General features: G+C 37.3%; 7 protein-coding genes and 1 pseudogene. 6 read left to right on the top strand and 2 right to left on the bottom strand.

What is annotated here, in order from left to right:
* The first annotated feature begins 222 nt into the window (after positions 1-222).
* A complete protein-coding gene (locus QRN68_RS11190) occupies positions 223-927 on the top strand; it encodes a CBS domain-containing protein (protein WP_285396965.1) in 705 nt (234 codons plus the stop codon).
* Positions 928-945: 18 nt separating this feature from the next.
* On the opposite strand, the gene QRN68_RS11185 is transcribed toward QRN68_RS11190, so the two are convergent.
* Positions 946-1,665, bottom strand: a complete 720-nt coding sequence (locus tag QRN68_RS11185) for a DUF421 domain-containing protein (RefSeq protein ID WP_285396964.1) — start codon at positions 1,663-1,665, stop codon at positions 946-948.
* Positions 1,666-1,781: 116 nt separating this feature from the next.
* Here QRN68_RS11185 and QRN68_RS11180 point away from each other — a divergent pair, with 116 nt between their 5' ends.
* The 5 genes and pseudogenes from QRN68_RS11180 (at position 1,782) to QRN68_RS11160 (ending at position 5,773) form a co-directional block, all read left to right on the top strand.
* Positions 1,782-2,984 carry an MFS transporter gene (locus tag QRN68_RS11180; RefSeq protein WP_285396963.1) on the top strand — a complete coding sequence of 401 codons (1,203 nt, stop codon included), beginning with the start codon at positions 1,782-1,784 and terminating at the stop codon, positions 2,982-2,984.
* Positions 2,985-2,992: 8 nt separating this feature from the next.
* Positions 2,993-3,112 (top strand): annotated as a pseudogene (locus QRN68_RS11175) (Na+/H+ antiporter subunit G); the annotation flags it as partial.
* Positions 3,113-3,516: 404 nt separating this feature from the next.
* A complete protein-coding gene (locus QRN68_RS11170; RefSeq protein WP_285396962.1) occupies positions 3,517-4,314 on the top strand; it encodes a transporter substrate-binding domain-containing protein in 798 nt (265 codons plus the stop codon).
* Between the two features lie 84 nt (positions 4,315-4,398).
* Positions 4,399-5,058 carry an amino acid ABC transporter permease gene (locus QRN68_RS11165; RefSeq protein WP_285396961.1) on the top strand — a complete coding sequence of 220 codons (660 nt, stop codon included), beginning with the start codon at positions 4,399-4,401 and terminating at the stop codon, positions 5,056-5,058.
* Positions 5,051-5,773, top strand: coding sequence for an amino acid ABC transporter ATP-binding protein (locus QRN68_RS11160; protein ID WP_285396960.1), 723 nt, complete (start codon positions 5,051-5,053; stop codon positions 5,771-5,773). Before QRN68_RS11165 ends, QRN68_RS11160 begins: the two co-directional genes overlap by 8 nt.
* A gap of 50 nt (positions 5,774-5,823) precedes the next feature.
* Here QRN68_RS11160 and QRN68_RS11155 read toward each other — a convergent pair.
* A partial coding sequence (locus QRN68_RS11155) for a hypothetical protein (protein WP_285396959.1) occupies positions 5,824-6,127 on the bottom strand: 304 nt, incomplete at its 5' end.

The raw sequence follows: 6,127 nt of genomic DNA, 5'->3' as shown, positions 1-6,127 counted from the left end.
AAAGCGAAGCGACAGCAACAAATCTTTTCTGTGCGAAAGCGAAGCGACAGCAACAACAAAGCGCTCAGTCGGAACGCAAATCAACCCCACGTTATGGTAATAGGCTATATTATGTATCTTATCTTGGAATATCCAAAACTTAGGAATATAATGTAGCTATAACTCGGAATTTGTCAAATAACTCGGAAAATATGAATATATAATTAGGAGAGGTGGATATAATTGGATATAGAAAATTCCAATCGGTTTCTTACAGCGTTTAATCGGATAGATCAAAGGTTAAGAGATATTATCGGTGCAAAGGATTTTATGCCCTTTTATCGTCTCATCGATCAAGCTAAAAAGAAGGATGTACTAGTTCGTAAATATGAAGACGATTTGCGCTCTTATGCAGATTTACGAAATGCAATTGTTCATCATCGTACATCCTTAGAATATGTAATTGCTGAACCACATTTAGACGTGGTGGAAAGAATTGAATATATAGAGGCAACACTCGCTAAGCCAATACTTGTTGGACAAATGTTTCGCAAAAAAGTGCTAGTGTTTCAGGAAAGTGACTCATTAAAACATGTATTAAAAGTTATACGCCATCGTAAATATACACAGTTTCCTGTATACAATAAAGATCAGTTTAAAGGACTTGTGACGACAGTAGGAATTACAAACTGGCTAGCTACGGTGATGGTAGGCAATCAAATACCTGAGCAAATTCCGACTTTGCACGATATTTTATTACATGAAAAAAATAGAGTGAATTATAAATTTGTGAGTAGATACATAACGATTTACGAGGCTGAAGATATTTTTAAACAAGGAGTAGAGCGGGGAAGCCGTTTTGAGGCGTTGCTAATAACGGAGCACGGGAAGCCACATCAAAAACTAATCGGCATTGTTACGCCATTAGATATTGTAAAAATAGATTAAGCAAGACGAGACAAGCTGTTAAGGGCTTGATCGTCTTGCTTTATCCTTCAAGCTTACATATAGAGAGCCATTTGCTTGAACTTGGGCAAAAAAGACATCTTCAACGGATTGGACATTTTGTTTTTTTAGCTTCTTCATAAGCCAATCTTCTGTCAACTCAAGTTCAACTAAATTTTCATAAATAACCTGCCCATCTGAAGCTACTTCTGTTGGTATATAGGTTGGTGGTGTTACATCGGCCTTCACATCTTGTTTGGTAGCCGGTTGTTCAGTGGGCTTTGGTAGCACACTTAGTTTACCCGTCGTTTCAAGTAATGCATATTGCACATCTTGTACAGAGAATACGGCTTGTTCTCGTAGCATCATTGTTAACTCATCCATATGCAAACGGTTTTTTCTTAAAGCAGATTCTAAAATAAGTCCATTTTGAATAAGGATTGTCGGCTTATCATCGACAAGTACACGAGCCTTTTTAGATTTAATGGTAATAATGGTCATCAAATAAGTTAGAACGCCCCACCAAATGAGGGCAATAAGCCCATCTAAAAACGGTGTTTCAGCCTGTGCTGCTATTTCAGATGCAATCGAACCAAATGTGATACCTGTCGTATAGTGGAAAAATGTAAGCTGACCAAGCTGCTTTTTTCCGAGAATTCGGGCTACAATTAGTAGTGCGAAAAAAGCAAGTGTTGCTCTAAGTATCATTTCCCAAAAATTGGCGTGAATAAAATCGTCCATACATAAATCAACTCCTTAAACTACTGTCGAAAAATAGCTTGTGCAAAAAGGTCAATAGTATGCGAAAATCGTTTGTATACCAAATTTTGAGATAAATTAGAAAGTGGGGTGGTAACATGAAACAGGTTGGAAATTTTAATAACCCTGTCTATCCAATTATGATTGCAATAGCTGTTGCTCATCTTATCAATGATACGATGCAGGCTGTTATTCCAGCGATGTTCCCGATATTAAAGAGTGATTTAGGTTTAACCTTTACACAAATAGGGCTTATATCATTTGTCTTGAACATATTTGCCTCAGCGTTACAGCCAGTTGTTGGCTTTATCAGTGATAAAAAGCCAATGCCATACGCGTTGCCAATTGGTATGATTAGTTCGTTTATAGGTATTGCAATAATCGCGTTCACAACGCAGTATTGGATTATTCTTATTGCGGTATTATTTTTAGGTTTTGGTTCAGCTATATTTCACCCTGAAGGATCAAGGGTGTCGTTTATGGCAGCAGGCTCCAAAAGAGGACTTGCACAGTCGGTTTATCAAGTGGGCGGAAATTCTGGACAAGCACTTGCCCCACTAATTAGTGCTTATATTTTTGATATTTTTGGACAACGTGGTGCAGCAATTGTATTAGTGGTGGCAACGGTCGGAATTATTCTGTTGAGTAAAATTGCAGGATGGTATAGAAAGCAGTTGGAGCAAGAGCGCGTAGCCAAGAAAAAACGCGTCTTAGTTTCTACGTTGCCTCCATTAACAAAAAAACAAGTAGGCATCGCGTTAACGTTACTATTTACTATTATTTTTGCGAGATCATTTTATACTACTAATATTACAAGTTTTTATGTATTTTATTTAATGGATCATTATGGTGTTAGTCTTCGCCTTGGACAAATTTTAATTTTCAGCTTTATGGCATTTGGTGTCATAGGAACATTTTTCGGAGGTTCATTATCAGATCGAATTGGTAGAAAAAATGTTATTTTATTATCCGTAGTTGTACCAATGCCATTTTGTTTAGCATTGCCTTATGTACCGCTATGGACAGCAATGATATTTTTAGTGATTATCGGTACACTCATTATGATTAGCTTCTCGGTAACAGTAGTCTACGCACAGGAGCTTGTCCCGACAAAAATTGGTACAATGGCAGGTTTAACAACTGGCTTTGCTTTCGGAATGGGTGCAATCGGTGCGATGGTAATTGGTGTATTAATGGACCATAGGGGGATCGATTTTACGATGATGGTCGTATCTTTGTTACCATTATTATTACTAGTAGCATTTTTCTTACCTAAGGATACGCCAGCTTCGGCGGTGTAGCTTAAAGAATAATTTTCGTCTTTGTAACGGTTTCTGTGGCAGGGCATTTAATATGTCGAGCAGCGTACCGTTCTCGCGTACCTTTAGCAGAAGGGGCGGGGGAGGACGAACTGAAGAAAAATATATATGACACAGGCAGATCTCCATTTTTGGGGATTTGTTTTTTTATTCATTTTGAAATTCCTCAGATTAGAGGGATAAATGTTGTGAAATCTGAAAATAGTAAAGTAATGCTGACTCATTACTAAAAACGTATGCCAAGTATATAGGTTGATTGGAATGAAGGTAGGGCACCTTATGGATGATGAGTCAATTTTGATTGAAAAATCAAGATAAATTGATTTGTCAGAAAATTTTGTGTATAATATTTTATCTAAAAATTTTTAGTTTAGCTTGATTATTGCTTAAAAAGGGTATATCTTAATTAGCAGATAGATTTTTTATTCTTAAAGATGAATAAATATCCATTCGATATTTTCGAGAACTAGATTCTCGTAGACAATAAAACATAAATAAAAGGAGATCGTTGAATATGAAGAAGAAATTTTTCATGCTAATGCTCGTTCTAGTAATTGGTGTACTAGCAGCATGTGGCGCAAAAGAAGATAAAGCGAATAATGCAAGTTCAAATGCTGACAAAGGCACAGAAGAAAAGCAAGTATTAAAAGTAGGTACATCATCTGATTATGCACCATTCGAGTATGTTGATGTAGCAAAAGGTGAAGAAATTATCGGTTTTGATATCGATTTAATTAAATTAGTTGGTGAAAAATTAGGTGTAGAAGTGCAAGTTCAAGATATAGACTTCAACAGCCTAGTGCCAGCTCTACAAGCAGGTAAAGTTGATGTTGTTATTTCTGGTATGTCACCGAACAAAGAACGTGAAGAAGTTGTAGACTTCTCTGATAAATATAATCAAACAGAGCAAGTGATCATTGTAAAAAAAGATAGCGGTATTAAAAGTGAGGCTGATTTAGCTGGTAAAAAAATTGGTGTGCAAACAGCTTCTATCCAAGAAAATTTAGGTAATAAAATTGCTAAAGAAGTAGATGCAACGGTTGAAGGACGTACACGAATTCCTGAAATTATCCAAGACATGATGTCTAAACGTTTAGATGCTGGGATTGTAGAAAGCGGTGTAGCAAAAGGTTATTTGGCAACAAACGATCAACTAGAAGCGTTCCCGGTTAAAGAGCAACCTGAAGACTACAAAGCAATCGCTGTTCAAAAAGGTAGCGATCTTAAAGATAAAATTAACAAAGCATTAAAAGAATTAACGGATGAAGGCAAAATTAAAGAGCTAGAAGAAAAATGGTTAAAAGTTAAATAAGCAAGTTGAACTGCGATAGCTCTATTTCGAGCTATCGCTTATACTTTTCATTTCCTAAAAAAGAACGAGAAAGGAGGGGACGCTGTGAATTTAGATTTTACAGCTATCATTCCCTCTATTCCTTATATATTAAAAGGGATAGGTGTTACACTTCAAATTGCAATCGGGGCATCAATCATCGGTTTTATAATTGGTATATTACTAGCATTATGTAAAATTGGTAAAGTAAATGTTTTGCGTTGGTTTGCGGATTTTTATACATCGATTTTCCGTGGTACACCGCTCGTACTACAATTAATGATTATTTACTATGCAGTGCCACAATTATTAGATATTCAAATTGACCCAGTTCCAACGGCTATTATTGCATTCGGTTTAAACTCTGGTGCTTATATTTCTGAAATCATTCGCGGTGGTATTAATGCGGTCGATAAAGGACAGATGGAAGCGGCACAGGCACTAGGTATTCCATATGCAAAAATGATGAAGGATATTATTATCCCACAAGCCGTAAAAAATATTTTACCATCTTTAGTGAATGAATTTATTACATTAAATAAAGAAACAGCAGTTGTAACAGTTATTAGTGCACTGGATATTATGCGTCGAGCGTATATTGTAGGTGGCTCAACATACCGCTATCTTGAGCCTTTACTATTTGCAGGTGTAATCTACTACATTATGACGCTTGTATTAACGTTCCTTGGTAAAAGAATTGAGAAAGGAATGAGAAAAAGTGATTAAAATTGAAGATTTACACAAATCATATGGACAAAATGAAGTACTAAAGGGTATTTCAACAGAAGTTAAAGAAAAAGAAGTAATTGCCATTATTGGACCATCTGGATCTGGTAAATCAACATTCCTTCGTTGCTTAAATTTGTTGGAAGAGCCAACGAACGGAAAGATTACAATTGCTGGTGATGTTCTAACGGATAAAGGGACAGATATTATGAAAATCCGTGAAGAAGTTGGCATGGTGTTTCAACATTTCCATCTTTTCCCTCATAAAACGGTGCTCCAAAATTTAACATACGCACCGATCAATGTTAAGGGTATGGACAAGGCAGCTGCTATCAAAAAGGCTGAAGATTTATTAACGAAGGTAGGCCTATTTGAGAAGCGCAATGAATATCCAAACCGTCTATCAGGAGGGCAGAAGCAACGTGTTGCCATTGCCCGAGCACTAGCGATGGATCCTAAAGTAATTTTATTTGACGAACCAACCTCAGCTCTTGACCCTGAAATGGTAAAAGAGGTATTGGCTGTTATGAAAAACCTTGCTGATACTGGGATGACCATGTTAATCGTAACGCATGAGATGGGCTTTGCTCGTGAAGTAGCGGATCGTATATTATTCCTTGATGGCGGAAAGTTAATTGAGGATGCACCACCAGAGGAATTTTTCACATCACCATCTACACAGCGTGCGAAAGATTTCTTAGAAAAAGTATTATAAACAGGGAAACGCATTTAGACTTCTTGAAGGAGTGTCTAGATGCGTTTTTTTTACTTTTGTTCATTTGTTGTGGTATTTATACGAATTAGTTGACGGAAAGAAGAGTCTAAGCGACGGATAGAAGGGCAGAAGTGACGGAAAGAAGAGCCGTGGTGACGGATAGAAAGGCAGAAGTGACGGAAAGAAAACCTGGGGCGACGGAAAGAGAAGGCTAGAGCGACGGATAGAATCGAAGCGATGGAAAGAAGAGCCAAGGTGACGGATAGAAAGGCAGAAGTGACGGAAAGAAGACCCGAGGCGACGGAAAGCGAGGCTAGAGCGACGGATAGAATCGAAGCGACGGAAAGAAGAGCC

It is taken from the genome of Lysinibacillus sp. fls2-241-R2A-57 (assembly GCF_030209535.1).
Taxonomy (GTDB): domain Bacteria; phylum Bacillota; class Bacilli; order Bacillales_A; family Planococcaceae; genus Lysinibacillus.
This window is presented reverse-complemented; position numbering and strand designations above follow the sequence as displayed.

What these genes read in the sequence shown, in the direction of transcription:
- QRN68_RS11185 (WP_285396964.1), bottom strand. Translation starts at nt 1,665, where the DNA reads ATGGACGATTTTATTCACGCCAATTTTTGGGAAATGATACTTAGAGCA.
- QRN68_RS11180 (WP_285396963.1), top strand. Translation starts at nt 1,782, where the DNA reads ATGAAACAGGTTGGAAATTTTAATAACCCTGTCTATCCAATTATGATT.
- QRN68_RS11170 (WP_285396962.1), top strand. Translation starts at nt 3,517, where the DNA reads ATGAAGAAGAAATTTTTCATGCTAATGCTCGTTCTAGTAATTGGTGTA.